Origin of the sequence: Streptomyces sp. NPDC058751, from assembly GCF_042746485.1 — a bacterium.
Classification (GTDB): Bacteria; Actinomycetota; Actinomycetes; order Streptomycetales; family Streptomycetaceae; genus Streptomyces.
Genome location: NZ_JBHYPZ010000034.1, coordinates 55,079 through 80,712 on the forward strand (window position 1 = coordinate 55,079; position 25,634 = coordinate 80,712).

At 72.3% G+C, this 25,634-nt stretch carries 23 protein-coding genes and 1 pseudogene; 7 read left to right on the plus strand and 17 right to left on the minus strand.

Translation table 11 applies throughout. The annotated features are described in order from the left end of the window. Positions 1-56 precede the first annotated feature (56 nt). On the plus strand, positions 57-695 hold the full coding sequence (locus tag ACFW6B_RS28185) for a DUF6518 family protein (protein WP_386600112.1): 639 nt from the start codon (positions 57-59) through the stop codon (positions 693-695). 139 nt (positions 696-834) lie between these two features. On the opposite strand, the gene ACFW6B_RS28190 is transcribed toward ACFW6B_RS28185, so the two are convergent. Further along, positions 835-1,515: a TetR/AcrR family transcriptional regulator gene (locus ACFW6B_RS28190; RefSeq protein ID WP_386600115.1), complete on the minus strand. Its 681-nt coding sequence runs from the start codon at positions 1,513-1,515 to the stop codon at positions 835-837. A gap of 78 nt (positions 1,516-1,593) precedes the next feature. On the opposite strand from ACFW6B_RS28190, the gene ACFW6B_RS28195 reads away from it, so the two are divergent. Continuing rightward, positions 1,594-2,835, plus strand: coding sequence for a choice-of-anchor Q domain-containing protein (locus ACFW6B_RS28195; RefSeq protein ID WP_386600116.1), 1,242 nt, complete (start codon positions 1,594-1,596; stop codon positions 2,833-2,835). Positions 2,836-3,005: 170 nt separating this feature from the next. Here the strand turns inward: ACFW6B_RS28195 and ACFW6B_RS28200 are convergent. Next, positions 3,006-3,188, minus strand: a pseudogene (locus ACFW6B_RS28200) (hypothetical protein); the annotation flags it as partial. Between the two features lie 333 nt (positions 3,189-3,521). After that, positions 3,522-4,376, minus strand: coding sequence for a hypothetical protein (locus ACFW6B_RS28205; protein ID WP_386600118.1), 855 nt, complete (start codon positions 4,374-4,376; stop codon positions 3,522-3,524). Positions 4,377-4,757: 381 nt separating this feature from the next. Between ACFW6B_RS28205 and ACFW6B_RS28210 the strand changes: the two genes are divergently transcribed. Next, positions 4,758-5,246, plus strand: coding sequence for a hypothetical protein (locus ACFW6B_RS28210; RefSeq protein WP_386600121.1), 489 nt, complete (start codon positions 4,758-4,760; stop codon positions 5,244-5,246). A gap of 262 nt (positions 5,247-5,508) precedes the next feature. On the opposite strand, the gene ACFW6B_RS28215 is transcribed toward ACFW6B_RS28210, so the two are convergent. Next, complete coding sequence (locus ACFW6B_RS28215; RefSeq protein WP_386600123.1) at positions 5,509-6,159, minus strand: NADPH-dependent F420 reductase; 651 nt, start codon at positions 6,157-6,159, stop codon at positions 5,509-5,511. A gap of 74 nt (positions 6,160-6,233) precedes the next feature. Here ACFW6B_RS28215 and ACFW6B_RS28220 point away from each other — a divergent pair, with 74 nt between their 5' ends. The 3 genes from ACFW6B_RS28220 to ACFW6B_RS28230 all read left to right on the plus strand — a co-directional run bounded on the left by ACFW6B_RS28220 (position 6,234) and on the right by ACFW6B_RS28230 (position 7,282). Continuing rightward, on the plus strand, positions 6,234-6,596 hold the full coding sequence (locus tag ACFW6B_RS28220) for a winged helix-turn-helix transcriptional regulator (protein ID WP_386600125.1): 363 nt from the start codon (positions 6,234-6,236) through the stop codon (positions 6,594-6,596). A 118-nt stretch (positions 6,597-6,714) separates the two neighbouring features. Then, positions 6,715-7,071 carry a PRC-barrel domain-containing protein gene (locus ACFW6B_RS28225; protein WP_386600218.1) on the plus strand — a complete coding sequence of 119 codons (357 nt, stop codon included), beginning with the start codon at positions 6,715-6,717 and terminating at the stop codon, positions 7,069-7,071. Between the two features lie 37 nt (positions 7,072-7,108). Continuing rightward, entirely contained in the window at positions 7,109-7,282 is a 174-nt protein-coding gene (locus tag ACFW6B_RS28230; RefSeq protein WP_386600127.1) for a hypothetical protein, read from the plus strand. Between the two features lie 51 nt (positions 7,283-7,333). On the opposite strand, the gene ACFW6B_RS28235 is transcribed toward ACFW6B_RS28230, so the two are convergent. From ACFW6B_RS28235 to ACFW6B_RS28245, 3 genes are read right to left on the minus strand one after another with little or no spacing between them, the layout of a single operon-like run. After that, positions 7,334-8,836: a pyridoxal phosphate-dependent decarboxylase family protein gene (locus ACFW6B_RS28235; RefSeq protein ID WP_386600130.1), complete on the minus strand. Its 1,503-nt coding sequence runs from the start codon at positions 8,834-8,836 to the stop codon at positions 7,334-7,336. After that, positions 8,833-10,197 carry an MFS transporter gene (locus ACFW6B_RS28240; RefSeq protein WP_386600132.1) on the minus strand — a complete coding sequence of 455 codons (1,365 nt, stop codon included), beginning with the start codon at positions 10,195-10,197 and terminating at the stop codon, positions 8,833-8,835. The genes ACFW6B_RS28235 and ACFW6B_RS28240 overlap by 4 nt, the downstream gene beginning before the upstream one ends. Next, positions 10,194-10,835 (minus strand): TetR/AcrR family transcriptional regulator, encoded by a 642-nt coding sequence (locus ACFW6B_RS28245; protein WP_386600134.1) that lies wholly within the window; start codon positions 10,833-10,835, stop codon positions 10,194-10,196. Before ACFW6B_RS28245 ends, ACFW6B_RS28240 begins: the two co-directional genes overlap by 4 nt. A gap of 307 nt (positions 10,836-11,142) precedes the next feature. Between ACFW6B_RS28245 and ACFW6B_RS28250 the strand changes: the two genes are divergently transcribed. After that, positions 11,143-11,883 carry a DUF4142 domain-containing protein gene (locus ACFW6B_RS28250; RefSeq protein WP_386600135.1) on the plus strand — a complete coding sequence of 247 codons (741 nt, stop codon included), beginning with the start codon at positions 11,143-11,145 and terminating at the stop codon, positions 11,881-11,883. Positions 11,884-11,966: 83 nt separating this feature from the next. Here the strand turns inward: ACFW6B_RS28250 and ACFW6B_RS28255 are convergent, their stop codons facing one another. The 10 genes from ACFW6B_RS28255 to ACFW6B_RS28300 all read right to left on the minus strand — a co-directional run bounded on the left by ACFW6B_RS28255 (position 11,967) and on the right by ACFW6B_RS28300 (position 25,412). Then, positions 11,967-12,620 (minus strand): nitroreductase family protein, encoded by a 654-nt coding sequence (locus ACFW6B_RS28255; RefSeq protein WP_386600138.1) that lies wholly within the window; start codon positions 12,618-12,620, stop codon positions 11,967-11,969. After that, complete coding sequence (locus ACFW6B_RS28260) at positions 12,617-13,516, minus strand: hypothetical protein (protein WP_386600140.1); 900 nt, start codon at positions 13,514-13,516, stop codon at positions 12,617-12,619. Before ACFW6B_RS28260 ends, ACFW6B_RS28255 begins: the two co-directional genes overlap by 4 nt. Positions 13,517-13,619: 103 nt before the next feature. Then, positions 13,620-14,600, minus strand: coding sequence for a ScbA/BarX family gamma-butyrolactone biosynthesis protein (locus ACFW6B_RS28265; protein WP_386600142.1), 981 nt, complete (start codon positions 14,598-14,600; stop codon positions 13,620-13,622). An 11-nt stretch (positions 14,601-14,611) separates the two neighbouring features. After that, a complete protein-coding gene (locus ACFW6B_RS28270; protein WP_386600144.1) occupies positions 14,612-15,556 on the minus strand; it encodes a nucleoside-diphosphate kinase in 945 nt (314 codons plus the stop codon). Positions 15,557-15,587: 31 nt separating this feature from the next. Next, positions 15,588-16,754 (minus strand): SDR family oxidoreductase, encoded by a 1,167-nt coding sequence (locus tag ACFW6B_RS28275; RefSeq protein WP_386600145.1) that lies wholly within the window; start codon positions 16,752-16,754, stop codon positions 15,588-15,590. A gap of 52 nt (positions 16,755-16,806) precedes the next feature. After that, the gene (locus ACFW6B_RS28280) at positions 16,807-18,459 is read right to left on the minus strand and encodes a hypothetical protein (protein ID WP_386600148.1); all 1,653 of its coding nucleotides are present in this window, start codon (positions 18,457-18,459) and stop codon (positions 16,807-16,809) included. Next, a complete protein-coding gene (locus ACFW6B_RS28285) occupies positions 18,456-21,260 on the minus strand; it encodes a phosphoenolpyruvate synthase (RefSeq protein ID WP_386600150.1) in 2,805 nt (934 codons plus the stop codon). The genes ACFW6B_RS28280 and ACFW6B_RS28285 overlap by 4 nt, the downstream gene beginning before the upstream one ends. 531 nt (positions 21,261-21,791) lie before the next feature. Further along, positions 21,792-22,619, minus strand: a complete 828-nt coding sequence (locus ACFW6B_RS28290) for a hypothetical protein (protein WP_386600152.1) — start codon at positions 22,617-22,619, stop codon at positions 21,792-21,794. Between the two features lie 197 nt (positions 22,620-22,816). Then, positions 22,817-24,502, minus strand: a complete 1,686-nt coding sequence (locus ACFW6B_RS28295) for a PASTA domain-containing protein (protein WP_386600155.1) — start codon at positions 24,500-24,502, stop codon at positions 22,817-22,819. Between the two features lie 172 nt (positions 24,503-24,674). After that, positions 24,675-25,412 carry a YoaK family protein gene (locus tag ACFW6B_RS28300; RefSeq protein ID WP_386600157.1) on the minus strand — a complete coding sequence of 246 codons (738 nt, stop codon included), beginning with the start codon at positions 25,410-25,412 and terminating at the stop codon, positions 24,675-24,677. Positions 25,413-25,634: the final 222 nt, after the last annotated feature.

Genomic DNA, 25,634 nt, shown 5'->3' on the forward strand with positions numbered 1-25,634 from the left:
TAGGGATCCTAGTGGCTATACATGGAGTGTATACACTCCATGTATAGTTCCGGAGCGTGACTCCTCTGACCGCATTCCGCCGCGACACCCCCGTCACCGTGCTCACCGCGACCGCCGCCTTCGGGCTGCTGCTCGGCTGGGCAACATACGGCCTGCACGGAACCACACCCCTGTTGGATCGGGCGACCAACTCGTCGTCTACCTGGATCATCTGGACTGCCGCAGCCGGTGCGCTGATCCGTGACCGGCGGCTCGCCGTCCGGGGCGGGGCGTTGATGATGCTCGCCACCTGCTGCGGCTACTACGCGGCGTCCGCTCTTGGAGGCACCTTCGGGAGCGGAGGGCTCGAAACCGCCGCTGTGTGGTCGGTGGCGGGGCTGACCGGAGGGCCCTTGCTGGGATGGGCAGGGTGGACCGTGCGACGCGCATGGGGTGATACGCGAGCGGTAGCCGGCGCCGTTATCACAACGGTGATACTGGGTGAGGGGCTCTGGCTGGGGCTGGGGCTCCATTACCGGGGAGAAGCGGTCGTCTTCCTGACCGCTGGCGCGCTACTCACCGCCCTCCTGACCGTCTACCTGGCACGCACCGGGGCGCGCCGCTACTGGCTGTGCCCCATGCTCGCTCCCGTGGGCGGTCTCGTCTTCTACCTCGCCGAGAAGACCGTGCTCAACGGCCTGCTCGGATCGGCATGACCTTGCCCCACACCCACTCGCCGAATGGGCTGGTCACAGCCACTCGTTGACGGCCGCTACGAGGACGGCCGCCTTGTGGCCGGCTTTGTTTACGACTTCGGGCTCTGGCTCAACTTCTGGAGCCAGAACCCCTCCCGACTCACCCTCCGGTGCCCTCTGCCGGATCGGCCACGCCCAGCAGGGCGAGACAGATGTGCAGCACGGTGTCCTCCAGGGCGGGGACCTCGCCGATGCGCCCCTGGCGCAGGCAGCGGCAGACGGCTTCGTGTGCAGCGTCAGCCGCGGCCATGTATGCCTCATGGGGGACACGGCGGCGGCCGGGAGTCTTGGCGTGCCAGGCCCGCATCGACCCGGCGAACCAGGCGCGGCAGGAGTCCTGGTGCTCCCACGCCCGGCCGCCGGCCGCCGCCGTCTCCAGGAAGAACGCTTTGGCGAATTCGGGCTCTTCGGCGATCAGCCCGAGAAAGGCACGGATCGAGGCACGAAGCGTCGCCACGCGGGAGAGCGACTGCGCCGACGAGCGGGCGAACGACGCCTCGAGCCGCTTCACCATCAGCTCGCGGCCCGTCTCTGCGGCGGCGATGAAGCACTCCTCCTTGTCCGCGAACAGCTCGTAGAACGTCTTGCGGGACACGCCCGCCCGTGCCGTCACATCGGCCACGGTCGCGGCGATGTAGCCCTTCTCGGCCACCACGACCGTCATCGCGTAGAGCAGCCGCTGGCGCTGCGAACCCGTCACACGCTCCCGCGCGAGCCCGTGCGGCCCGCGGGGAAGGTCGGTCAGGCTCGGCTGCAGCAGCGGCCGGATCGGCTCTCTCATAAGTGAGAAACAGTCTGGTACACGTTATAGACGCAAGCGTTTCTCACCCTTCTCGCCCCGAACAGGAGCGCACCCCCCATGAGAAGTTCGACTGCCTTTTCGGCGCTGACCGCCTCGCTGGCGGCCCTGGCAGGGATCGTGACCGCAGCCCCGACTCCTGCGCAAGCAGCCTCCGCGTCGGCGACCTTCACGGTCGACTCCACCGAAGACGCCGTGGATGCGGACGCGTCCGACGGCGTCTGCCGCACCGTCACAGGCACCTGCACCCTGCGTGCGGCGGTCATGGCCGCGAACGCCCGGCCCGGCAGCACCATCGAGCTGCCCGCCGCCCACTACCGGCTGACCATTTCCCCCGACCCCGACCAGCTCAACGGGCGCACCGCCGACCCGACCAAAGGCGACCTGAACATCCTCGAGCCGACCACCATTCGGGGGGCCGGCGCGCGGGAGACCATCATCGACGCCGACCACATCGACCGGGTCTTCCGCATGGGCGCCGACACTCAGCTGTCCGACCTCACCATCACCGGAGGAGACGCCAAGCAACGGGAGGTGCCCATCACCGACCCCGGCGGAGGCGGCATCGCCAACAGCAAGAACATGACGCTGCGCCGGGTAACGGTGACGGGGAACCGCGCCGGCTACGGAGGCGGCATCTTCAACATCCCCGACTCCCACCTGTCGCTGATCGACAGCACCGTCAGCCACAACACATCGGGCGAGGCCGGAGGCATCCGGTTCGACGACACCGGCACCGTGGTCAACTCGACGATCGCGGACAACCACGTGACCGACGACTGGGACCGGCCGGGCAGCCTGTCCGGATACGGCGGCGGCATCGACATACGCGGCACCGGCCTGGTGGACATCCGCAACTCCACGATCACCGGCAACACCGCCACCGACGGCGGCGGCGGGATCAACATCGCCCCCGCCTACCTGGACAGCCTCCCCTCATCAGTCACCGACATCGTCAATCTGCCGCTGGGTCACCTCGTCCTGGAAAACACCATCATCGCCGAGAACACCATCGGCCGGACCACCAGTGACTGCAAGAACGTCTTCGCCGCCATCGAGTCACGGGGCAACAACCTCGACAGCGGAAACAACTGCCACCTCGCTGCCGAAGGCGATCTCCCCAGCCGTGATCCCCGCCTCGCACCCCTCGGCGACAACGGCGGTCCGACAGACACCGTGGCCCTACTGCCCGGCAGTCCCGCCCTCGACGCCGCCCGTGACTGCCCCTCCACCGACCAGCGCGGCGTCCTGCGGCCCCAAGGTCCGGCATGCGACATCGGAGCCTTCGAATACCGGCCCTGACCTCCGCACCCACACCTCGAGGGCTCTCCGTGCGCGCAGAGTCGGGGCGCGGATCTCCGGACAGAAGCGGCCGAGGTGCGACTACGGGGCGACCTCGCCGGGGAAGATGCCTTCGCGCACCTCACCGCACCCGACGTGGTGATCCCCTTGGGGTCTGTGTCATGTCGTGATCAATCGGCTGCTCGTAGCAGGTCGTCGATCCAGATCATCGAGGCGCGGAGTTCGAGGCCGGCGAGGTAGCTCTCGGGGGTCTTGTCGAAGCGGGTGGCGATGCCGCGCCAGTCCTTCAGCCGGTTGATCAGGCGCTCGACGGTGTTGCGCTCCTTGTACAGGTCTGCGTCGTGGCTGACTGGCGTTGATGATCGGCAGGCCCTGAGGAGTGGGAGCCCGGTCGAGTTGCACCCGCTCGCGTTCCCGCAGCGTCGTCGACATTCGCTCCCACACGCCTTCTTGCTGCCACCGCCACCAGGCGACTTGCCCCGCTGACGGGCTTCTCAGACGCCCTCTACCGACTCCGGGTTCGGTGGGGACGTGGCAGTCCCCACCGAACCCGGAAGACCCTCACTCGTTCGAGATCACCCAGCCGTGTCGACCGACACCGACCTCCGCGGACAGAACACCTCGGCACCCGCCCTGGTACCGCGGGAGCGGCATGGTCCCGGTGGCCCGGGCGGTGCGCAGCCTCGTCAGTTTGGGCGCGGCGGCATGGGATCACAGTCCAGGCAGACCGGGCCCAGGATGCCGGCGGCGTGCCGTACTGCAGCCTCGGTGCGCCCGGCGATGTGCAGCACCTCGTCTGCCGAAGGGTTCCGGTCGTGGTGCACGATCAGGTCGGGGCCGCCGCGCAGCAGGACGTCGCCTGCGCATTCCCGCCAGGGGAGCAGGCCCATGTCGGGGCAGGCGGTGACAAGCCGGTCCAGGGCCGCGGGGTCGGCCTTGAGGTCGTCCGGTTTCACCGAGAGCGTCCAGCCGAGTCTTCCGGGCAGGCGCACCAGGGCGAGTTGGAGGAAGTACTCCGAGATCGAGCGGCTCTGCACCCTCCACCCCTCGTCCTCCTCGCTCACCAGGACGCGGGGGTCGTCCTGGCCTGCCTCGGCCGCCGCGTAGCCCCACTCGTTGCAGTACTGGTACTCCGACATGAAGACGCACACCCGGCGGTCCCCGCCCTGGGGCAGCAGCGGGCTCCCGGCCGGTATCCCTTCCCTGCCGTCGTGGTACCCCGAAGGGGCCGGCCGCTGGGTCGGCGGGCTCGCCGGATGTGTCCAGTACCAGCGGGCGTTCGCGTTGAAGGTGTTCTCGGGCCATGTCCACCACTCGCGCAACGCGACCGGTACGGGAAGGCCCCGGTCGATCCCCGGCTCCTCCTCGTTCCAGTAGTCGACCTCCCAGAGTTCGATGTCCCAGTCGTCCGGTTCCCACTCCTCGGGCTCGAAACCCCATTCCCGCTGGACCTCGCCCAGAAGGTCCCAGCGGCCCTGAGGCGTTGCCAGCCGCTCGGCAAACCGCCCATAGTCGACTACAGATTCGAAAATTGCCGTCATGATCAGGAACCTTAGAAGCCCCGCCGTCCATGTCGGCAGCCCACCGCGCCACTTGTGGCCCGCCATTGACATTCACCCTGACTCGCCGAAGTCAGTATCAAGAAACGCAACACCGTGGAACGGGCGATCAACCGGCTCAAGCAGTCCCGAGTGGTGGCCACGCGGTACGACAAGCGCGGTTACGTCTACCTCGGCACCACCACCGCAGCGGCCCTTGCAATATGGCTCCGGTCCTGACAGATGCGAGGCAGGCCGGCACCCGCTCGGGCCGGCCTGTGGATGCCGTCTTATGGTTCCGGGATGAGTAACTCTGCTGCGGCTGCTGTCCTCACAACCACCGACCTGCCTGAAGCGATACGTGCGGTGCGTACCTTGCTGGGCATGGCAGACATCGATCAGGGAGAGGTCGACTTCGAAGCCGTGATCAGGTCGCCGGATGTCCTGACGCAAGTACGTCACGTACTGCCCGACCTCAAATGGCGGGCGTTGGCCGGCGAACAGCACGGTTCGTCGGAGGCCGGCGACAACCCTGCAGACTGTCTGCCGATCCGAGTGTTCGACTGGGGGCGTCCGCTGGACCGCGCCGAGCCCTTCATCGCCGCTCTGGGGCCGGACCCCGCGGCTGTTCGGTGGGATCTGAACGCATGGCCTGCGGTTCCCAAAGCCGGGCTGGAGGCGATCTCGCAGAAGTACGCCTACCTCACGCTGACAGTGAATTCCCGGGACCTCTACCAGGACGAGCCGTCGCAGGACCACACCGTCCACGTGCACGTCCGAGACCGGAACGGCGACCAGATCACCCGCGTCCACTGGCTCGCCGATCAAGTGGGTGGCCGATTCACAGGCAGGGTGGAGTCGGCTCCTCTGTAACTCCTCAGTAAACAGGCAAGACCGCCGTCTCCACCTGCCTCTCTCACGTGATCGACCGGACAAGTCCTAGTCGGGCTCGTCAGTGCGACGGTCGGTCCGAGAAAGAACTCCGTTAACGGACCAGTCGGGGCGAGTGAGCGGTTCCATGACCTCTTCAGCCCCTCGCGCCAGGACCATGACCTCCGCGTATCTGCTCATCAGCTCATGACGGCCTTGACCCGTCAGAGCAGAACCAAGAGCTGATCACAGTTGACGACAGGTCCTAGTGGCCCGGTCCGGTCGCGTACGCCAGTGGAGGGGCGATCGCCTGGGCGTCCGCTCCCTCGCCGACCCACAGGGAGATGAACAGCGCGGCAGTCGCCTCCAGCAGGCCCGCCCGGTCGAGGCCGCCTGCGGACACGGGTTCGCAGCCCGTGTCGCGCACCAGCCCGCCCACCAGCGCGAGGGCCGTCGCGTCGTCTCCGCAGACCGGCACGGACAAGGGCCTCCCGTCGAAGACGGGCGGCCGCATGCGCCACACGTCCTCGTGGCAGAGGTTGAAGGCTTTGACCACGTGGGACCCGGGTGCCGCCGCGGCGAGTCGCTGCGCGGCCGAGGGGCCTCCCTGCGTCAGCAGCCGGAAGCCCGGTCCGACCGGATTGGAGCAGTCGAGCACGACCCTGCCCGCCAGGGCCGCGCCGAGTTCCGCCACCACGTCCGCTCCCGCCCCGAAGGGCAGTGCGGCCAGCACCACTTGGCCGGACTCGGCCGCCGAACGCAGACTGCCCGGCCTCGCCCCGCCTCCGACGCGCGTCGCGAGCCGCCGCGCCCTGTGCGCGTCCCGTCCGCCGATGGTCACCTCGTGTCCGGCCCGCGCCCAGTGGGTGGCGAGCGCGTCCGCCATGTTGCCCGTTCCCAGTACGCCGATCCTCATCGCGGATGTCCTTTCCGTGTCTGCCCCGACCGATGACATCGACGTTAGAAGGCCCTTCGGGCACCATTTGGTACGTGCCCTCCGACGCCTTCCTCGCGGACTGCCGTGCCCGCCTCGCCTTCGACCTGCTCTCCAACACCTGGAACGCCGTGGTGCTCTGGGCGTTGCGCGACGGCCCCAGCCGCCCGGTCGAACTGCGGGAACGGATCGGGGGCATCAGCTCCAAGGTCCTCAACGAGACCTTGCGGCGGCTGCAGTTCAACGGACTGGTCGACCGGCGGACGGACCCCGAAGCGCCCTCAAGGGTCGAGTACCGGCTGACCGCGCTGGGCCGGACGCTGCTGGCACCCATCGACGCCGTCGGCGCATGGGCCTTCGAGCACGGCGACGAGGTCATGGCGGCCCAGGAGGCGTCCTGCGCGCGGTACACGGACTGAGAGGAGTCCGCGGCACCAGGCACCACGAGAAGGCCGCCTGCGGAGTGCCCGGGCCGCCAGGCATCAGACCCGGGAACGGGGGTACCCCCGCAAGGAACCCCCGCATCGGAGGAGCATGATGTTCGAGGCAGGTGACATCCGCGAATGGCGTGGTCACGACGTGGTGGACCCCGGTGGTCACAAGATCGGCACCCTGGAGTCCGTCTACGTCGACACGGCCACCGACGACCCTTCCTTCGCCACCGTGACCGTGGGCCTGCCCACGCGCCGTCGCCTGGTGTTCGTCCCCTTGGACCGCGCCACCGTCGGTCCCGGCTACCTGAGGGTCGCCCATGACCGGGGTCTGGTGAAGAGTGCCCCTTCCATCGACACGGACGGCGTACTGCCCGCGACGGACGAGCCGGAGGTCTTCGCACACTACGAGCTCAAGTACACGCCGGGTCTCCAGGGCGAGCGCCGTCTCGCCCGTCGCTGATCCGCGCCGGAAGTCGCCGGGAGAACCGGGAGAACCGATGAGCCTGTTCCTGTTCCTGATCCTCGTGGCGGTGGTGCTGGGCATCATCGGAGTCGCCGCCCACGGGCTGTTCTACCTGCTGGTCATCGGCGTCGTCGTCCTTCTGGCCGATCTCGTCTACGCCGGCGCGCGCCTGCGCCGCAGCGGCCGGAAGCAGCGCGTGGCGCGGTGAGCGCGGCGGCCGGTCCGGCGGCGGGTGACCGCCGGACCGGCCGCGCGGCGGTCACCTGCCCAGGTACGGGCTGTAGAGCGCGGACAGGAAGCGGGTGACGACGACCTCGCGGGTCGCCGCGGGGAGGGCGTCCAGAAGGCGGTTGACCGGGGCCATCCGGGCCGCGTTGTCGCCGTTCAGGTCGACGCCCGCGGCCGGGAGCAGTGCCGCGAAGGACGCGTTGTCGAGCTCGGTCAGGTCCACCTGCGTGAGCAGGTCGACGATGTCCGCGGGCGGCGCCGGGGGCCCGAGCGGGCGGACGGCTTCGACGCACTCGCGCAGGACGGTGAGCAGTTCCTCGACGCCCCGCTCGCTCACCCCGGTGAGGGTCAGGTGCAGGTTGGCCGGCAGGCCGTCGAGGCTGAGCTGCGGCTGGAGGAAGAAGCCCCGGGCTCGGGTCTCGTCGGCGAGGGCGAAGAGGTCGAGCGGAGTCCCGGCCGCCGGATCGGTGCCGATGGCGACCAGGGTGGCTTCGGGGGTGCCGAGGACGGTGAGGCCGTCGATCGCCTCGACGCCGCTGATCAGCCGGCGGGTCGCGGACAGGGCGGCGCGGCCCAGTTCGCGGTAGCCGTCGGCGCCGAGGGCCTGCAGGGTGGCCCATGCCCCGGCGAGCGGTCCGGCTCCCTTGCTGCTCTGGATCGTGGAGTTGACGACGGTGTAGCCGGGCCAGGTGGCGCAGGCGTAATAGGCGTCGAGCCGCATGGCCTCGTCACGGAACAGCAGGACGGAGGCGCCCTTGGGGGCGTAGCCGAACTTGTGCAGGTCGCAGGAGAGGGACGTGACGCCGGGGACGGAGAGGTCGAAGGCCGGGACGGTCGCGCCGGCCTCGGCGAGCCAGGGCAGCAGCCAGCCCCCGACGCACGCGTCGACGTGGCAGGGGATGCCACGGGCGGCGGCGTCGGCGGCTATCTCGGCGACGGGGTCGACGACGCCGTGGGCGTAGGAAGGGGCGGAGGCGACGACGAGGACCGTGTTCTCGTTGCAGAGGTCGGCCATGGCGGCCGGGTCGGCCCGGAAGGTGGTGGGGTCGACGGGCGCGCTGCGCACGGTGACCCGAAGGTAGCTGCCGGCCTTGTGGAAGGCGGCGTGGGCGGTGACGGGGACGACGATCTCCGGGGCGAGGACGTCGGGGCGGGCGTCCCGGGCCGCCTTCACCGCGAGGATGATCGACTCGGTGCCGCCGCTGGTGAAGATGCCCGGGGTGGTGTCGTCACCGCCGAGGCGGGCCGCGGTGGCGCCGACGACCTGGCGTTCCAGCGCGACGATGCTGGGGAACGCGGTCGGGTCCAGACCGTTGACCTCCATCATCGTCAGGTAGGCCCGTTCGGCGGCCTCGCGCACCTCGGGCCAGCCGCTGTCGTAGACGTACGCGGTGGTGTTACCGCCCCGGGTGGGCAGGTCGGCGGCGGTGAGGACGGCGAGTTCGGCGAGGAGGTCGGCGCCGGAGCGGCCGGTCTCGGGCAGGCCCGGGTGGGCGGCCGGAGCGTCGGTGGCGGTCTGCCGGTGGGTCGTCATCGGGTGGTTTCCGTTTCTCGCACGGCGCGGCGGCGGCCGTAGGCGCGCAGGGCGGGCAGGGAGAGCAGCATGAGCAGGGCGGGGACGAGGCTGAAGCCCAGGAGGATGCCGGTTCGCGCGGTGGCGGTCTGGGCGACCGGATGGTCCAGGGTCGAGGAGACGAAGCCGGTGGCGGCCAGGGCGATCGCGTAGGCGCCGGGTCCGGCCGCGAGGCCGACGGTCTCGCCGGCCGTCCACAGTCCGGTGAACGCGCCGGACTGGACCTGTCCGGTCCTCGCCGTGTCGGCGTGCACCGTGTCGGGCAGCAGGGCGAGCGGGAGTACTTGCAGGGCCGCGTAGCAGACGCCGAGCAGACCGCAGAGCGCGAGCGTCGCGGCGACCGCGGTGGTGCCGCCGCTGCCCGCGGCCGGGAGCAGGGCCGCCGCGCCGAGGGCGTAGCCGCAGGTGGCGACCGTGAGGCAGCGCAGCCGTCCCCACCGTCCGGCGGCCTTGGCCCAGAGCGGGACGGCGACGGCGCTGGGGGCGACGAGGCAGACGAAGAGCATCGAGGTCAGGCCGTAGCCGCCGAGGCGGTAGGTGGCGACGTACGGTGCGGCGGCGAGCATGATCGCGACGGCGGCGGCCTGGAGCACGAAGGAGAGCAGCAGCGCGAAGAAGGCGCGGTTGCCGCGTGCGGTGCGGAAGGCGGCGACCAGGCCGAGGGGTACGGGGCCGGGCCGTGAGCGCACCCAGCGGGTGCCGAGTGCGGGGACCAGCAGGACCGCCGCGATGACGAGTCCCACGGTCAGCCCCATCGCTCCGTATCCCCTGCGGCCTCCCCCCGCGGCGTCGACCACGAGGGGTGCCGCGCCGCCCGCGACGAGGATGCCGAGGGTCAGGAAGACGATCCGCCAGACCATGATCCGGGTGCGGACGGAGGGCACGGGCGACATCTCGGCGGGCAGGGCGACGTAGGGCACCTGGAACAGCGAGAAGGCGCTCGCCGCCAGGACGAAGGTGACCGTCACCCACACCGCCGCGCCCGTGCCGGTCATCGGGGACAGGAACATCGCCGCGAACGCGACGGGCAGCGCGAGGCCGCCGGCGACGAGCAGCCGGGTCCGCCGGCCGGTGCGGACGGCCTCGCGGTCGCTCGCGGCCCCGACCACGGGGTTGAACACGGCGTCCCACGCCTTGGGCAGGGCGACCACGAGTCCGGCGACGCCGGCGGGGACGCCCAGCGCGTCGGTCATGAAGTAGAGGAGCAGCAGGCCGGGAACGGTGGAGAACAGACCGGTGCCGACCGAGCCGAGTCCGTAGACGAACAGGCGGCGGCGGGTGAGTACGCCGACGGCGCCCGGCGGGACCAGGGAGGTCGTCATCCGCGCTCCTGGCCGTGCGGTTCCGCGGTGCCGAGTCCGAGATCGCGCAGGACGAGGGCGCGCAGGTGGGCGCGGAAGCGCGGGACCCGGTCGCGGATGCCCGAGCGGCAGAAGCCGTGGGTGCTCCACAGCACCGTCCAGACGGTCATCTCGACATCGGCGGACCCGGCGGGGACGGCCTCGCGCACGGTGTCGCGGACCGACTCGACGAGCGGCCGTGCGTAGGCGGCCTCCAGGTCGGCGAACTCGGCGGCGTCCGAGAGCCAGCGGCGCATCCACAGGGCCGGGATGTGCGGCTGGTCGAGGCAGAAGTCGAGGTAGCGGTCGACCAGGGCGGTGACGGCCGCGGCCGGGTCGGTGGGCGCGGCCTCGCGGAAGTCGGCCAGCGCGTCCGTCAGCACCCGCTGTTCGGCGAGGTGGGCGCGGAGCATGACCTCCCGGTAGAGGTCGGGCTTGCCGCCGACGTGGTAGGCGACGGTGGCCATGTTCAGCCCTGCCTCGGCGGCGATCCGCCGGGTGCTCGTGCCGTCGTATCCGTGGTCGGCGAACAGGGAGGTGGCGGCCGCGATGATGCGTTCGCGGCTGGCGTCGGCGGGCGGTGGGCCGGAGGCCGGTGAGGCGGGTGGCGAGTCGGGCATGGCCGGGAGGATATGCGCCCCGGGGACATCGATCAATCGATTGATGGAGACGAATTCGCGTGCGTGGCCCGGAGCTTCGCGGCACGGCGCGCGTCACCGCCGGAGCGCCCCCTAGGGAAGGGCCCCAGCCGCCCTCCGGGTAACCTCTGACGGTCCGGCGCCCCGTCGACGGCTCCGCACCGCCCGGCCGCACACCGACTGTGACGCAGAACACAGAGAAACGGTCAGATTTTACCGATCAAAATGATCAATGGGGTCGCGGGATCCGTACCCCTTGTGAAATCTGATCGATACGTCAGGAGGCATCATGCCCGTCTCACGCAACTTGGCAGGAACGGTCTTCGTGGGCGGCGCGGTGACCCTGACCCTCGCCGCTCTGGCATACCCGACCATGCTCGGCTTCGAGACCACGTCGAGCTCCCAGACCCGCGTCATCGCGGACACCCAGTGGGGCCCGCTCACCGAAGGCGACCGTGACTTCGTCGTCAAGGTGCGCGCGGCCGGGCTGTGGGAGTACCCCCTGGGCGAGATCGCGCTCAAGAAGGGCTCGACCCCCGCGATGCGGGAGGCCGGGAAGCACCTGATCGTGGGGCACGCCCGCCTCGACGAACTGGACCGCAAGGTCGCCATCCAGCTCAACATCACCCTGCCCAACCAGGCGTCTCCCCAGCAGCAGCAGTTCGTGGCGACCTCCACGGCCCTGAGCGGCAAGGAGTTCGACAAGACCACCGCCCAGATCCTGCGCGTCACGCACGGTTCCATCTTCTCGGTGATCGCCAAGGTCCGCGCGAACACCAACAACTCCCTCGTACGGGAGCTCGCGGACCTCGCCAACGACACGGTCCTCGACCACATCACCATGATGGAGAAGACCGGCACCATCGACTTCGAGCAGGTCCTCGCCCAGCAGAGCGCCCCTCCGACGCTCCCCAAGGACCAGCTCACGCCGCCCCCGCCGCAGCCGGGCGCCCCGATCGTCATCCTCACCCCGCGTCCCGACCTGAACGTGCGGACCGACACCCCGACCCCCAGCCCGACGGTCGGCTGACCCTCGCGCCGGACCCGCCGTGGAGAGCCTTCGGGCCGCCCCTCCACGGCGGTACCGCAGACGCAGGTGCCGGTCCTCGGGGGTCAGGTCGGCCGGGTGTGCTGCCAGCCGTTGTGGTGCAGGACCTGTTCCAGGGGCAGTCTCGGGCCCGGGCGGAACGTGTCGCGCAGTGGGTGGGCCGTCGGCAGCAGGGCTCCCTGACGGACCGTCGGCGGCAGGCCCAGCAGGTCGGCGACCTCCTGTTCACGGTCCAGGTGGACCGCCGTCCAGGCGGTGACCAGACCGCGGCTGCGGGCGGCCAGCGCGTAGCTCCAGGCGGCCGGCAGCAGCGAACCCCACAACCCGGCCTGGTTGCCCGCGGGCAGCCGTCCGCCGGGTACCTCGATGCACGGGATGACGAGGACCGGTACCCGGTGCAGCCGGTCGGCCAGCGCCCGGGCGGCGGTGAGGACCGAGCGGGCCGCTTCGGGCAGCTCCGCCGCCCGGTCGAGACCGGCGGCGTTGCGGTCGTGGAACGCGGCCCGGTACACCTCGGCGACGTCCGCGCGGACGCGCGGGTCGGTGAGCAGGATCCAGCGCCAGTTCTGCCGGTTGTGGCCGTTGGGTGCCTGCAGGGCGGTGCGCAGGCAGTCCTCGACCAGGGCCGGGTCCACCGCCCGGTCCAGGTCGAGTCCGTACCGCACGGACCGCGTGGTGGTCAGCAACTCCTCGCAGGAGAGGGAGGGTTCGGCACTCACGGCAGCAGTACCGCCTCGACCGTCAGCGCGAGGTGGGTGGTCACCACGAAGGCCGCCGCGGTGGACAGCGGCCAGCCGCCGCGCCCTGCGGCCAGGAACCGCCGCGTGCCGTGGGCGGGCAGGACGGCCGCCAGACAGGGCAGCAGCGCGAGCGGGCCGCGCGGGGCGAACAGCAGGACCTCGCAGACGACGGCACCGGCCGCGAGGCCCGCCGTCACCGCGGCCGCGCGCCTCGGGCCGAGAGCGGCCGAGTACAGCCGGGCTCCCGGCGGCGCCTCCCAGGCGGTCTTGCGGGCGAACTCGAAGTGCAGGAGGACGCAGGCGCACAGGGCGAGCAGCACGGCGCCGCGCCAGTTCGCGGTGACGGTCCCGGCTGCGACGAGCGACCCGTAGACGTAGACGCCGAGCAGTAGTTGGACCGGGTAGGTGACCGCAAGGCCGAGCAGCGGCCGGTCGCCCACCGCGGGTGACAGCCGTTCCAGCAGGGCGAGGAACAGCGCGTATCCGAGGGCCGCGAGGATCAGCAGGGCGTCGGCAGCCGAGCGGGCCGCGTTCAGCGCGGTCGCCACCACGGTGATCACCGCCATCGCGCCGCGCAGTTCGGCCGTGGTGATCGCGCCGGTGACGAGCGGCCGGTCCGGGTGGTGGACGCGGTCGTGGGCGAGGTCCTTCTGCTCGTCCAGCATCCGCAGGAACAGCAGGGCCAGTACGACGCCGACGACCCGGACCGCGGTGGCGCCGGAGGGACGCCAGGCCGTGCCGGTCATGGTCACGGCCGTGCCCTCCAGGGCGAGGACCCACAGCAGTCCGTAGGTGACGTAGATCTGCGGCCGGAACATGCGCAGCACGAAACGGCCCAGCCGGGCGGGCACGTGCGGGACGGCGACGGCGGTCACGTCGGGGACCTTCCGCTCGGGGGACGGTCAGGGGGCTCTTGGCCGGGGAGCTCCCGGTCGGGGAGCTCCCGGTGGGGGCACTCCCGGTTCGGCGCGGGCGGACTCATGCGGCCCTGTGGGCGGTCGGCGCGGCGAAGCCGCGCGCGGGTCCGGTGTCCGTGTCGGCGAACCTGATACGGGCCTCCGCGGCCAGGGCGCCGGGCTGGCGCAGCGTGCACTCGACGTCGGTGCCCGGCAGGACCGGAGCGGTCCGGCACTCCAGCGGCAGGTCCATCTCGGCGAAACGGCGGAACCGCGCGGTCAGGGCGACCGGCAGCGGACTGGGCGTGCGGACGGTTCCGGCGGACACGCAGGCCCGCAGGGCGAGTTGGCGGAACGCCTCCAGTTCCAGCATGCCGGGCACGTGGTCCACCCAGTGGTCGTAGAGGGTGGGGTGGTCGGTCTCGGCGACCAGGTGCGCCGTGTGGGTGCCGTCGTCCGCGGTGCGCGGCGGGGAGATGACCGTGTTGGCCCGGGTGCGCCGGCCGACGAGTGCGGGCTCGACGTGTGGCCCGCGCCGTGCGACGGGCACGGCGGGCAGACCGAGCGCGCCGCGCTGGTGTGCCCTCAGGTTCGTCCAGTCCTCGGGCGGCATCCAGGAGTAGTCGATGCGGGCCAGCAGGGCCTCGCGGCCGCCGATGGCGAGGGCGAACCGGAGCCGCAGGCCCCGTACTCCGGCCCGGTTCTGGAACCGCTTCTCGATCCGGGTGGTGATGACCGCCTCGGTGGGACGCTCGCCCCGGGTGAGGGCGGCCGGGTCCGGCACCTCGAACTCGACCGTCCTGAGCAGGAACTTGTGCCCCGGCCGGACGCCGAGGTAGCGGTGGGCCACCACGAAGATGCCCTGCCGGCACGCCTCGAGCAGCAGGAAGGGGTCGAGGCGGTCGCCGGGGCCGAGGGTGTCGTCGTAGAAGGCGTGGCGGCGGGGGAACCGTGCGGCCAGCAGCATCCGGTCCTCGCCGTGGCGCTCGGCGTCGGTCAGGAAGACCTCCGCGACGGCGGAGCGGTGCACCAGTTCCTTGGGAAGTGTCCGGGTGAACTGCATGGGCCCGCTCCTCAGTTCGCGGTCGCGCGGACGGTGTCCAGGTGGCGGCGCCAGGTGTCGGCGTCGGCTCCGTCCAGCACGGGTGACCGGCCCGGCTGCCGCATGGGAAGCACCTTCGAGCCGACGATGACGGCGTCCCACGGGTCGAGGCCGACGCCCAGGCGCCAGGCGTTCTCCAGCAGTGTGCGCGGGTCGGCCGACGGATCGGCGCCCCCGTGCCGGGACACGGTCTCGCGCAGCCGGGCGAGAGCGGGGCCGAAGTCGAGGTCCCGGGACTCGGTGGCGGCGTACAGCAGCCCGGCCAGTTCCCGGGCGTGGGCGGTGCGGTCCTCGTCGGCGAGGGCGGAGCGGAACAGGCGGTCGCGCTCGGTGTCGTCGAAGTGGACGGCCAGCTCGCGCAGGACGTCGGCGGGTTCGTCGGGGGTGTGCGCCAGGTTCAGCAAGTAGCTGTAGTTGCCCAGGAGATGACGCAGCTGTCCGGGCCGGCGGGCGTCCGGGTCCGTGGGTCCCTTGAGCCGGGTGAGTTCGACCGAGGCGGGCACGTCCAGGTCGTGGCCGGGGCGGACGAGGAGCACGAGGGCGTCGGCGTCCTCCAGGAAGAGCGCGGCCAGCCGCCTGCGGTGGGGGGTGGCCAGGTTCCACTGGAAGTACCACAGGGAGCGGATCATGGTGCGGGTCAGCCGGGTGACGGCCGCGCCGACGATCCTGAAGCCCCGCCCGGCCAGCCAGTCCACGGCCGCGTCCAGCCTGCGGGCCACGACGGCGTCGGGCTTGAGCAGCAGCATCGCGTGCCGGTGGGCGAAGCCGGTGACGTCGCCGGTGAGGGCGGCGAGCTGGTCGTGGCCCTCCTGGTAGTAGGTGTCCGCGCCGTACAGCCGCTGCTTGTCGGGGTGGCAGGTCAGCAGGGGCGGGACGGGTATGCCGTATGAGGGTTCGGCGAGTCGGGCGGGGGTCATCGGTGGGTGCTCCCGTCGGGTCGGGCGGGGGTCATCGGTGGGTGCTCCCGTCGGGTCGGGCGGCGTCCGGCTCCTTGCGCGCGGGCGGGCCGAGATAGCCGGTGGCCAGGCAGTGGTCGAGGAGGCGGCGCAGATAGGCGTGGGCGCCCGTCGTGGGCGGGCGGTGGCCGAAGGCTTCGGCACGGGTGGCGTCGAAGTGGACACGGCGCCGGAAGTAGGGGGCGTACAGGGCCACGACACGGTCGTAGTAGGGGCGTTCGCGGCCGGGCAGGGCCGTGGCGGAGAACGCGGACGGGGGGACGAAGCGGGGCACGTGCAGGGACGGGTACTCGGCGAGGACGTCGGACATGTCCCGCAGGGTCAGCTCGTGGCCGACGGCGTGCAGGGTGTGCCCCTCGGCGTCCCGGAACCGGGTGGCGGCCGCGGTCACCAGGTCGGCGACCCGGTCGACCGGGACCAGGTCGAGGACGGCGTCCTGGTGGCCGGGCACGGTGCGCACCAGGCCCCTGGTCAGGACCCGCAGCACGGGGTAGACGGTCTTGAGGTCGCGGACCCGGCCGGTGCGGGTGGCGCCGGTGACGATGCTCGGGCGGACCACGGCGACGGGCAGGCCGTCGGCCGCCGCCTTGCGGACCAGGGTCTCGGCGGCCAGCTTGCTCCTCTCGTAGTCGTTGCCGGGGCGTTGGCCGAGGTCGAGTTCGTCCTCGTACGCGGTGCCGTCGCGTTCGCCGCACACGTAGGCGGTGCTGACGTGCACCAGGGGGACGCCGTCCGCCAGGGCGACGCCCAGGACGTGCCGGGTGCCCTCGACGTTGACGCGCTCGTACCGCTCCGGCGGCAGCCCGAAGTCGGTGACGGCGGCGCAGTGCACGATCCGGTCGGCCGTGGCGGCGAGCCGCCGGTCGTCACCGCTCAGCCCGAGGCCGGGACGGGTGATGTCGCCGGTCAGCCGGGTGAGGGTGCCCGGAGCGGGGGCGAGCCTTCTGCCGTTGTTGCGGACGAGGTCGCCGTTGCGGTGCAGGACGGCCAGGACGGTGTGGCCGGCGGCGGTGAGCCGGGCGGTCACCTCGGCGCCCACGAAGCCGCTGGCTCCCGTCACCAGCACCGTCATCGGGCCGGAGTCCATCGGATCGGGGTTCGTCGGATCGGGGTTCGTCGGATCGGGGTTCGTCGGGCCGGAGTTCATCGGATCGGACATCAGTGGATCCTCCGCACGGAACGTCGGGTGGGATGCTCGGGAGCCGGCGCCGTCACCGGGTCCGATGGGGCTGGGCCCCGTTGCCGGCCAGCAGGTCGCGGGCCTCCTCGATGGGCAGCTCCGCGCCGAGGTGGGCGCCCATGCGCAGCCAGTCGTGGCCGAGCTGCAGCGTGGCCCGCCAGGTGTGCGCGGAGTCGAACGAGAGCGGGAAGGAGTCGGCGCCCACGGCACCGCGTACCAGCGCGATGAAGCGGCGCAGCTCCGCGCGGAGGGCTTCGCCGTCCTCCGCCGAGTCCACGCCCCGCCCCAGCAGTTCCGCGGCGTGCGCGCCGATCGGCCCGGTGGCGGCGGGAAGCAGGTCCATACGCCGTACGAGGTCGGCGTCCGCGGGCAGCGGGTTGACCCCGTGGGCGCTGAACAGCCCGCGCAGCGCGGCGTGCACGGCGCGGCGCGCGGTGAGTTCGGCAACCCGGCGCTGGCCGCGCCGCAGCGCTCCGGTCAGGTCCTCGACGGCGTTCTCGACCACGACGTTGGACCACACCAGGGCCATGGCGGCGGCGGCGAACCGGTCGGCGGGCAGGGGCATCAGGTCGACGGAGCGGGATCCGCCGACGGCCGCGCCGCGCACCGACAGCAGCGGCTGGGCGGTGGAGGGCGGCGGGGTCAGGGGGCCGGGAGGGGCGGCGAGCGGGAGCGCCGGGGTGACGGTCCCGCCGCCCTTCCAGGCGAGGCGGACCAGTCCGTACCTCAGGAAGGCGGCGAGCAGCCGGCCCGGGTCGGAGACGCCGGTGGCGGCGCCGTCGGCCAGGACGCGGGGCAGCGTCCTGCCCAGGACGAGGGAACGCCAGACGGTTCCGGCGTCGGCGCCGAGGGCGAACACGTCGCGCCGGCCGCGGACGACGTGGATCCGTTCGCCGGTCTGCCAGGTGGTCACCCGGGCGACCCGTTCGACGGTGAGCCGCTCGGGCCGCCGGGGGACCTCGGCGAGTCCGAGGTCCTCGGCGAAGTCGAGACAGGCGGCCAGCCGGGCCCGGGCGGCGTCGGCGTCGCCGGGGCGGACCGCGGCGGACTCCAGCTCCCAGTAGCGGTCGCGTACGTCCGTCCGTCCCACCCGGTCGAGCTGCATGGACAGCCACTTGGGTTCGAGATAGGTCTCGCCGAGGCCGGCCGCCCAGGACTTGACGCTCTGCACGAGCGCGGCGCGGGTCCAGTCGACCGCCTCGTCGCTCTCGCCGAGGCACTGGAGTGCCAGCGCGTGCCGCAGGGACTGCCGGGCCCGGTGCGCCCACCAGTCGGCGGTGATCCGGCGGAACCGCTCGACGGGCAGCAGCGCCTTCACCTCCTCGATGAGGGCGTGGCCGCGCAACGGGTGGCTGTGCAGGAACCGCTGGCAGCGGTTGAGGAGGTCCTCGGAGAGCCGGCCGGGCCGTGCGGCCCCCTGCTCCACCGCCGTGAGCTGGTCGGCGAGCTGTCGCACCGACCGGGTCCGGATCTCCACCCGCCGGCCGTCCACGAACAGCAGGGACGGCATGGTCGGCAGTTCGTCGTCGAAGCGGCTCACGAGCAGGAAGTCGATGTCGGACGAGGGGTTGCCGAACCCCTCGGCTATGGAGCCTTCCAGGGTCACGGCCCATTCGGTGTCCGGGGGGAGTTCGGCCAGGGACTTGTCGAGCAGGTCCTGCAGCCGTTCCTCGGTGAGGATCACGGGTGTGTCTCCGTTCGGGTGCTGTCCTGGGCGGTGGCCGGGCCGTCGTGGGGCGGGTCCGTGACGACGGCGGGCGGGCCGTCGTCGGGCGGGGCGGCGAGGACGGTGACCGTCCCGGCGGCGCCGTCGACCCGCAGCCGGGTGCCGGTGCGGATCTCGGTGGTGGCGCCCTTGACCTGGACCACGGTCGGAATGCCCAACTCCCGTGCCACGACGGCCACATGGGTCAGCGGGCTGCCCCGTTCGATGACGAGGGCCGCGGCCGAGGACAGCGCGGTCACCCATCCCGGGTCGGTGCGGTAGGTGAGCAGGACGCCTCCGCCGATGTCGCGCGGGGTGTCGGTGACCACGGCGGGCCCTTCGGCGACGCCGGGGCAGCAGGGGACGCCGCTCAGCTCGCGGGCGCCGCCGACGGCGGCCGGACCGCTGTTCCAGCCGGCCCGTTCGAGGTTGCCCGACCAGTACGGCGCGCCGCGGGTGGTGAAGCGGGAGGGGGCGTGCAGGACGGTGTCGGCGGCCTGCTGCCTGCGGCGCAGCACGACCAGGTCCCGCAGTTCGGTGTGGGCGATCGTGCCCTCGTACGCTCCGCCGATCTCCTCCAGGCGCAGGAAGAAGACGTCGTCCCAGGTGCCGATGGCCCCGGCGCGCGCGAGATCGCGGCCCAGGGCGCGCAGCATGCGCTTGGCCGCCCCGAAGGCGCGGGTGCGGCAGAACCTCAGCCGTTCCCGGTCGGCGAGCGCGGTGCGCGCCTTGCCGCGCACCCGCTCGTACACCAGGCGCCGCGGGCGGCTCAGGTGCTCGGCGAGGTAGGCGTCGGCCTCGGCGCCGCGGTCCGGGGCGGCGCCGTCGGCACCGGTGTCCGGCAGCGCCTCGCGCAGCAGCGCGAAGACTCCCGCCGGGTTCTCGTGCAGGTCGGGGACCTCCAGCTTGAGTTCGTCGGGGCTGCGGTAGCCGTAGTCCGCGATGTACGCGTCGACGGACCGCAGGAAGCCGGTGTGACCGGCGTCGAGCAACGCCTGGCGGGCCTCGGCGTCGGGGGTGCGTTCCAGCAGCGCCAGGATCCCGGCGTCGGCGCGCGCCCGGTCCGCCAGCTCGCGCAGGGCCCACACCGGCTCGACGGACTCGACCGCGCCGCCCGGGGCCGCCGCGGCCCAGGTGAACCACTCGGGCGCCTCGGGCAGCCATCGGCGGGTGAGCAGGGCCAGGAGTCCCACGGAGAGCAGGATCGTCGCGTCGAGGGTCTGCATCGGACCCCATTTCTCGATGAGTTCCCGCTGCAGCCGCCGGAAACGGCGCCAGGTCTCGTCCCCCGGCAGTGCGTCGTAGTCGACATTGTTGAATACCGTGTACGCGCGATAGAAATCTCTATGAAACGTGTCGACGGATTTTCGAATGGCGAGAAATCTTCCGGCAAAGATGACCGTACGTGTCAGGCGTGCTGTCCGGCCGCGCAGTCCGGGCCTGGGTGTGAACGGGTGGAGCGTGTCGGCGAGTTCATCGGAAATGCTCTCGGCGACACCCAGGGATTTCTCCAGGACGCGCCGGTTGAGCGGGTACAGCGGCGCGAGACGCACCATGCGGTACCAGTGGAAGAGGTTGTAGTAGACCCGTCCGTGGACATAGCCGAGGAGGTACGGGGTCCACTCGCGCACCTCGCGCAGCCGCTCCCCGCGGACGCCGAGGGCGCGGGCGTAGCTGTCGTATACCTTCGCGTAGGTGTCGGAGGCGAAGCTGAAGGTGAGCGGGGAGACGACGCCGCTGAAGCTCTCGATGATGTTGGAGTTGTCCCAGAGCCGCAGGTCCTGTTCGGGCTCGGGCGTGGTGCCGGCGGCCGGTCCGAGGGTCGTGACGGGCCGGCTCTGCAGGATCCACAGCGCGTCGTCGTCCATGGCCCACTCGATGTCCTGCGGGGTTCCGTAGCAGGCGGTGACGCGGGCCCCCGCCGCGTGCAGCCGGGCCAGCCGGGCGGCCGTCAGCACCGGTCGGGCGCGGTCCTCCTCGGCGACGGGCGACACCCGGCAGCCGGGGCCGGACCCGGCGTCGTAGCGCTCCCGTTTGTCGCCGATCACCGTGGTCAGCGGCTCGCCGGTGGCGGCGTCCAGGACGACGGTGTCGGCGTCGACGGCGCCCGAGACCAGTCCCTCGCCCAGTCCGTGGACGGCGCTGACGACGTGCCGGTCGGTGCGCCCGCTCGCCGGGTCGGCGGTGAACAGCACACCGCTGAGCCCGGCCGCCACCATGCGCTGCACGATGACGGCGACGCCGCCGGTGTCGATCGCGAGCCCGTGCCGGGCGCGGTAGCGCAGGGAGCGTTCGCAGAAGGCCGAGGCCCAGCAGCGGCGGACGTGGGCGATGACCTCGTCGAGGCCCCGGACGTTGAGGAAACTGTCGAACTGGCCGGCGAACGAGTGGCGCGCGCCGTCCTCCTGCGCACCGGACGACCGGACGGCCACCGCGCCGCCGCCGGCCAGCCCGTAGGCCAGTCCGATGGCGTCGGTGAGGCGGTCGTCGAGCGGCGCGGCCTCGATCAGGCCGGCGATCTCGGCGGCGATCCGGCCCGCCTTCGGCTCCCAGTCGTCGGCGAACAGCCGTTTCAGGCGCCCGTCCAGTCCGCTGTCGCGGCTGAATTCCGCGAATACGTCCAGGCCGATGACCGACCATCGCGGCACCTGGAATCCGGACGCGGTCAGGGTGTGCAGGTTCCGCCCTTTTCCACCGGCCCATTCGGCGACGAGGGATTCGCCGCTGGACGCCGTGAGGACGTGTGGAGACCGGGGTTCGGATCCCGTGGTGGGCGACAATGCGTTTCCCCTCCGAGGGTGTTGCTCGACCTCGCTCGAATGTTGCACAGCAGAGCCGGTCGAAAAAACTCCGGCGAGCCGCCACAGTCGCTTTTCGGTCGTCGTATCCCTTTCAAATTCCGGTCGCGCTCCGCCGTCCAGGGCGAACACCGCCACCCGGCGGAGAAACCGGATGATCCAGCCGAAGTGGGTCGGCCCGGTTCCGGTACCGGGCCGGAGCGCGGTGGCGATACGCGGCGGTACCACCTCGTACGTCCCCGTCGCGCCCCTGGCTGCCGGACGCGGAGGAGGGCCGGGGCGGACCGTCGCGCAGACCCTCACAGGGGCCGTCCCGCGGGCGCCGGTGCGCCGCGGAGCGGCACATTCGATCACCCGGCGGGTCTGCCCGGAAGGGAAAACGACGAATATTGGCGCGATCCGCCAACGCCCGTGACTTCCGTCTCGGCCGCCAGGCAGCCTGAACTCAGCGGTTCCGAGCGCGAGTCGCGGCCCCGCCCTCCGCTCCGGGAGCACGGGTGTACGAGGAGGTCCTCACCGGGGCGAGGACGCTTCGGCGGCGGGCCGGTGGTCCTCCTGTCCGCCCGGCGGGGACGTCGGGGACGGCTCCCGGTCCCAGCGCAGGGCGACGATCGTGGCGGGGACCGCGATCAGGGCCCAGACGGCCACGGCCACGACCACGGCCGTCCACGTGTCCCAGAAGTGACCGGCGCAGAAGGCCACGACCATCGGCACGGCGACCACGGCCACGGACTTCGCCCTGCCGAACGGCACCCGGGGAACGACGGGGCGGCCGGCGGCGAGGCCGCGGGCCCGGCGGGCGCCGCCGAAGGCGGCGATGAAGGCCAGGGCCGCCGACCAGACACCGATCAGGGCGACCCCGGTGAGGACGGTGGGGTCCTCGTCCGGCAGTCCCGCGAGCCGCTCGCGCACCCCGCCCCGGCTGACGGAGACCACGTCGCTCCGCCAGGTGGTGACGTCCACCCGCTCCCCCGGCCGGACGAGTTCGGAGAGGTCGCCGTGCGCGTCGAGGTCGATCGGCTGATCGGCGGGGGCGGGAACCGGCGGCCGGAGCAGCACGCGGAAGACCGTCGTCTTACCACTCCTGGCCGTTCGGGCGGAGAGCACCGTCCCGCGGACGGTGCGCAGACAGCTCGCCGGCCCGCCCCGTGCCCCGGCCTCACCGCCGCACGGCCGGGCGTCGCGGAAGGCCGTCTCCGTGGCGACCTTTCCGGGGACGTGGAGGCCGGTACCCACCGCCACCCCCGACAGGGCCAGTCCGAGCAGTGTCCACGCCACCGCGTGCCACCGCTCCTTCCGGATCCCTGCCGAGGGCCGCCGGTCCTTCGTCTGTGCGGGCATTGCCGTGTCTCCTTCGTCCAGGAGCATTGGGTCACAAGTGCCCGGTCGGCCGGCATGGCGGGTCCCGGAAGCGTGGGCCCCCGGCCGAACTGCCGGTTCCCGGCAACGTCGAGGGCGCGCGCAACCGGCCCCGACCGGCCGGAGCCGTGGTCCCGGAGAGCACGCCGGCCGGGGTCACCGCCCCGGCCGGCGCCCGGTCAGCCGGAGTTGTAGCCCCACCTGGCGTGACCGTCCTTGCCCATGAAGCACTTCGCGGGGCGCCCGTCGGCCGTGGTCGCGGTGGCGCCCACGGGAGAGCAGTACTGCCCGAACCCGACGCCGGAGCGGCCGCCCGCGCCTCCGGTGCTTCCGCCCGAGGTCCCGGAGGAACCGCCCGTGGAACCGCCGCCGGTGCCGCCTCCTGACGTACCGCCCGCCGTGGCGGAACCGGTCGTGCCCCCGGTGCGCGGCTTCGGCTCGGGTTTCGGCTCGGGCTTCGGTTTCGGTTTCGGCTCGGGCTTCGGAGTGGGCTTCGGGCTGGGCTCGGCGCAGGGGTCGCCCGGCCCGATCAGCCACAGGTCGACCCACGTCGACGACAGCACCTCACGGCCGGGGTCCGGCTCCTGGCGGCACACCCGCCAGTCCTCCACGTTCCGGATGCGGTCGCCGAGGCGCTCACCCGTGTACGCGTGCCGGGTGGTCCTGTACACGAACCCCAGATCGTCCAGGGTGCCCGAGGCCGCGCCGAGGCTCTCGCCCCGGAGGTCCGGCATGACCACCCGCCGGGGGCCGAACAGCTGCGCGGGGCACGCCTCCTCCTCGGGGACCGCGTAGAGCGTGAGCATCCTGACGGCCGGGCGAACGGTCTCCTTTCCGGAAGGACTCTGGAAGCAGACCCGCCAGCCGGGCGCCCCGTCCGTCACCCGCCGGAACGACGAGGAGGCGTCGGTCGTCGTCACGGCCATCCAGGACTGGCGCCGCGCCTCCGCGACGGCCGTGGTGAGCGCCGCTCCCCTGAAGTCCCGTACCGCCACGGTACGGTCCCTGTCGGCCCGGGCGGGTGTCTCGTGCCCCGCGTTCCAGGCGGCGGAGACCATCGTCGCCGCGACCAGGGAGGCGAGGACGGGGTGCCTGCGGACCCATGCCGGCACGCGCGCCCTGCCGCGCGGGCGGGCCGGGGAGCCGGCGGGCAGGAGTTCTCCCCTCTCCGCGAGGAGTTCTCCCCTGGGGTCGAGCCAGGACCCGCTGAGGCTGCGCTCCTCCCCGTCGACGACGATCACCGTGGAGTCGAGGACACCGTGCTCACGGCGGAGGATGGACACGGGTTCGGGCACCCGGACGGCCTTGGGGTTCGTGAGGCCCCGGACAAGGACGAGTCCCCTCCCCGTGAGCGCGGCATGGCCCCAGCCGCAGTTGTAGAGGGCCCGGACGGATTCATCGGGTCCGAGTTCCGCGAGCAGCGCCCTCTTGCGGTCGTCCGGCAGCGATATCCTCTCGCCGGCGAGGACCGCGGCCAGGCGGGGATCGTCGGCGGGGGAACCGGGCACCTCGCGGTCGATCCCCTGCACGAACGCGCCGGACGGGTCGATCTTCGACCCCCACACCGTGATCCGTCGCCCGTTCACGGACAGGTCCACGTACGACGCGGCCCCGTACGCGGGGCGCAGGACCACCAGGGGCCTCGCGACGCGCGAAGGCTCCTTCCCCTTCAGGAGGACGATCGCGCCCTCGGTGAGGGCGGCGTACCCCAGCCCCTGGTGATAGAGGGCCAGCACCTTCTCCCCGGGCTTGAGCGTACGGAGCAGTGCCTCCGCCCTGGAGAGGGGAAGAGCGACATCACGGACGGCCACTTCGGTGGTGCGCGGGTCGTCACGCAGCAGGCGCTGCGCAGCGGTTGGGGACATACGCGGAGATTAGCCGCTGTCGATCTTCGACAGAAACCCTGCTCCGTGAACCGATGCACGGCCGTGACCTGCACAGATGATGCCGTCCGGCCCTCTTCTCCGCAGTGGTGGCGGGGCGGTGGGCGGTCGCCGCGCCCACGGGGGTCCAACCACCGTTTCGGCTCGGGTGAGTTCAGCCGATCAGTTCCGGCGAGAGCAGGTGGTACCGCGCCAGGATCACGTTGAGTGCGGCCACGACGAGAACCGCGGCCGCGACGGCGAGCAGCGCGCGGCCCGTCCCCCACGGCGTGATGAGGGTGCCGAGGGCGCCGCCCGCGAAGATGCCGGCGACGGTCGCGGCGAGTCGGACCCGGGCCATGGGCCGCTGCGCGGTCGCCTCGGTGGCTCCGGTGAGGCCGTGGACGAGGCGGACCAGGGACACCTGGACCAGCAGGGTCGGCATGCCGGGAACCGCCGCGCGCAGGGCGGTGTCCGCGCGCAGGCCCATGGCGAAGCCGACCATGGCGATGACCAGGTTGTCCGGGTGGTCGGTGAGCGAGCCGGAGCCGTGCCGCCACAGCGCCGTGGCGCCCGCGAGGGCCAGGAGCGCCCCTTCCACGGCCAGGGCGGCCGCGAACCAGTGCCGGTGCCGTGCGACGAGACCGCCGGTGGCGAGGGCTCCGGCGGCGGCCCCGAGGACGAAGGCGGCCAGGGCGACGGCGGGGCGGGCCACCGGCAGCTCGCCCTCACCGACGACGGCGAAGGACAGGAAGAGCAGGTTGCCCGTGGCCAGCGCGGTGAAGACCTGTCCCATGGTCAGGAAGCTGACCGCGTCGACCGCGCCCGCCAGGACGGTGAGGGTCGCCATGACGACGGTCTGCTGACGTTCGCGTCGTGCGGCCGACGCCTGTGATCCGGCTGCTTCGCTCATGGGGCCAGTCTCGGGAAAACGCGCTCGGCGGACCCGGGCTGCCGGTCCGACACGCGAAACGCGTACCACCGACGGACGGTGCGGTGCGACTCGCGTCGGCGCAGCGGCCCGTCCGTCCCGGGGCCGCCGGGCGGGAGCCCGGTGCATGTGTACGCCCCGCGAGGTCGTACGGGCGGCGGTCCCCCGCGAAGGGCGCCGCCCGTACGACCTCGCGGGGCGCGT

What these genes read in the sequence shown, in the direction of transcription:
- ACFW6B_RS28190 (WP_386600115.1), bottom strand. Translation starts at nt 1,515, where the DNA reads ATGAGAGAGCCGATCCGGCCGCTGCTGCAGCCGAGCCTGACCGACCTT.
- ACFW6B_RS28195 (WP_386600116.1), top strand. Translation starts at nt 1,594, where the DNA reads ATGAGAAGTTCGACTGCCTTTTCGGCGCTGACCGCCTCGCTGGCGGCC.
- ACFW6B_RS28205 (WP_386600118.1), bottom strand. Translation starts at nt 4,376, where the DNA reads ATGACGGCAATTTTCGAATCTGTAGTCGACTATGGGCGGTTTGCCGAG.
- ACFW6B_RS28210 (WP_386600121.1), top strand. Translation starts at nt 4,758, where the DNA reads ATGGCAGACATCGATCAGGGAGAGGTCGACTTCGAAGCCGTGATCAGG.
- ACFW6B_RS28215 (WP_386600123.1), bottom strand. Translation starts at nt 6,159, where the DNA reads ATGAGGATCGGCGTACTGGGAACGGGCAACATGGCGGACGCGCTCGCC.
- ACFW6B_RS28225 (WP_386600218.1), top strand. Translation starts at nt 6,715, where the DNA reads ATGTTCGAGGCAGGTGACATCCGCGAATGGCGTGGTCACGACGTGGTG.
- ACFW6B_RS28230 (WP_386600127.1), top strand. Translation starts at nt 7,109, where the DNA reads ATGAGCCTGTTCCTGTTCCTGATCCTCGTGGCGGTGGTGCTGGGCATC.
- ACFW6B_RS28235 (WP_386600130.1), bottom strand. Translation starts at nt 8,836, where the DNA reads ATGACGACCCACCGGCAGACCGCCACCGACGCTCCGGCCGCCCACCCG.
- ACFW6B_RS28240 (WP_386600132.1), bottom strand. Translation starts at nt 10,197, where the DNA reads ATGACGACCTCCCTGGTCCCGCCGGGCGCCGTCGGCGTACTCACCCGC.
- ACFW6B_RS28245 (WP_386600134.1), bottom strand. Translation starts at nt 10,835, where the DNA reads ATGCCCGACTCGCCACCCGCCTCACCGGCCTCCGGCCCACCGCCCGCC.
- ACFW6B_RS28250 (WP_386600135.1), top strand. Translation starts at nt 11,143, where the DNA reads ATGCCCGTCTCACGCAACTTGGCAGGAACGGTCTTCGTGGGCGGCGCG.
- ACFW6B_RS28265 (WP_386600142.1), bottom strand. Translation starts at nt 14,600, where the DNA reads ATGCAGTTCACCCGGACACTTCCCAAGGAACTGGTGCACCGCTCCGCC.
- ACFW6B_RS28270 (WP_386600144.1), bottom strand. Translation starts at nt 15,556, where the DNA reads ATGACCCCCGCCCGACTCGCCGAACCCTCATACGGCATACCCGTCCCG.
- ACFW6B_RS28275 (WP_386600145.1), bottom strand. Translation starts at nt 16,754, where the DNA reads ATGTCCGATCCGATGAACTCCGGCCCGACGAACCCCGATCCGACGAAC.
- ACFW6B_RS28290 (WP_386600152.1), bottom strand. Translation starts at nt 22,619, where the DNA reads ATGCCCGCACAGACGAAGGACCGGCGGCCCTCGGCAGGGATCCGGAAG.
- ACFW6B_RS28295 (WP_386600155.1), bottom strand. Translation starts at nt 24,502, where the DNA reads ATGTCCCCAACCGCTGCGCAGCGCCTGCTGCGTGACGACCCGCGCACC.
- ACFW6B_RS28300 (WP_386600157.1), bottom strand. Translation starts at nt 25,412, where the DNA reads ATGAGCGAAGCAGCCGGATCACAGGCGTCGGCCGCACGACGCGAACGT.